Source organism: Actinoallomurus sp. NPDC052274 (assembly GCF_040679475.1).
Lineage (GTDB): Bacteria > Actinomycetota > Actinomycetes > Streptosporangiales > Streptosporangiaceae > Actinoallomurus > Actinoallomurus liliacearum.
Genome location: NZ_JBFAUT010000140.1, coordinates 1 through 1,421 on the forward strand (window position 1 = coordinate 1; position 1,421 = coordinate 1,421).

At 57.1% G+C, this 1,421-nt stretch carries 2 protein-coding genes; both read left to right on the top strand.

Features of this window, described 5'->3' with window-relative positions; translation table 11 throughout:
* The first annotated feature begins 173 nt into the window (after positions 1–173).
* Positions 174–1,022: a hypothetical protein gene (locus AB0K82_RS44480; protein WP_345847189.1), complete on the top strand. Its 849-nt coding sequence runs from the start codon at positions 174–176 to the stop codon at positions 1,020–1,022.
* Between the two features lie 13 nt (positions 1,023–1,035).
* Positions 1,036–1,413, top strand: coding sequence for a hypothetical protein (locus AB0K82_RS44485; protein ID WP_345847188.1), 378 nt, complete (start codon positions 1,036–1,038; stop codon positions 1,411–1,413).
* Positions 1,414–1,421 lie beyond the last annotated feature (8 nt).

The following is a 1,421-nucleotide window of genomic DNA, read 5'->3' on the forward strand; positions in this document are numbered from 1 at the left end:
GCGCTCTGCAGGGTCAGCTTGTAGTACCACTTGACCTGGATCCAGGCGCGCGCTCTATGGCGGCGAATGGGAGCCGCTGGCGGCGTTCTTCGTCGATGCGCTTCGCCTGTCCCACGAAATCCAAGGCAGAAACTCGGGTCGCAACACGTCTCAAACCGATTGGGAGTTCCAGAATGCGCGTTCTCAGTTCTCATGAGTTGGACCTTGTCGCGGGTGGTTTCGGGTCGACCGACGACGCGCAGATCAACAGGGCAGGGGCCATCTATGAAGGAGGCGGGTTCGGTAGCACTGGCGGCGGCGGCGGCGGCTTCGGTGGCGCGGGCGGCGGCTTCTGGTATTGGGTGGCTCCCGCGAGCTATTTCACGGGCGAGGACGGTGCCTATGCCCCCGGTGGCCAGGGTGGCTGGAGATGGATCCCGTCCGCCTCGAATGGGGGCTCGCCAGGTGGTGGTGCCGGGGTGGTGCCGCCCGTCCCTCAGGACTCGCCCTGCGAGCAAGACGCGAAGGAGGATGAGATTGCGAGGGGCGTGGAGGGTTTGATCAAGCAGCAACCCGATTGGAATGCGCGGGAATATGGTGCGCTGATCGTCCGCTACCAGGATGGCAGCTATGGCGTGACGGCCTTGGCGCGGGGTGAGACGGTTGCGGAGGCCAAGGCCCGCGCAATCGCTGCGGGTCAAACCGGGTTCTCTCCGCAGCTTGCCTATAAATATACATCGGAGGGAGGGGCTGTAATCGTGGCTGCCATTCATAATCACCCCGATGTGGATTATAATAGATCCGAAGATATGAAGAATAGATACCCGTCCTATGATAACGGGTCGGGGGATTATGGTAATTTCGATAAGCTTATCGGAAGAGGTGTGCGGCTTGTTTCGTCAGCAGACCAGTTCACACATTATATTCTTGGGCCGGACGGCGTTCTAAGGGAATTTAATCTGAAGGACGGGCATCTGAATCCAAGAAACGATCCGAATCCCGGCATGAGGTCGAATTTGGCGGCGGACAGGCCGTGCGGATAAAGGGAGCCGGCTCATGATCGAAATGCTGCTTCTGCTCGCAAATCCAATCGCGCAAACCCAGGACATAGCGATACCTGGCCCAAGAAGTCCAAAATTCGAATTGATACTCAGGGCAAGGTGCTCGCAAAATAATTATGATATTTCTGTAGAGAATGATGGTTTTGTTTCGAAGTTATTATACTCTCGAGTGAACGGCAAGGAAGTGGAGCTCACGTCCCGGCAAGGGAATTTGAAGCACTTCCTGTCAATGGCCCATGGTGTCGGTCTTGCTGTCTCCGGATGCGAAGAGCGTGGGGAAATCATCATCGCCGTAAGCGGTGTGTCAGATGATCCGTCCAGCAAAGAGCGCGGAAAGGTTGTCCATCGCTTCTTCGGGACAGGGCCGTTGTAATCTTGCAT

Excerpts from the sequence above, each read along its gene's own strand:
- AB0K82_RS44480 (WP_345847189.1), top strand. The coding sequence starts at position 174 with ATGCGCGTTCTCAGTTCTCATGAGTTGGACCTTGTCGCGGGTGGTTTC.
- AB0K82_RS44485 (WP_345847188.1), top strand. The coding sequence starts at position 1,036 with ATGATCGAAATGCTGCTTCTGCTCGCAAATCCAATCGCGCAAACCCAG.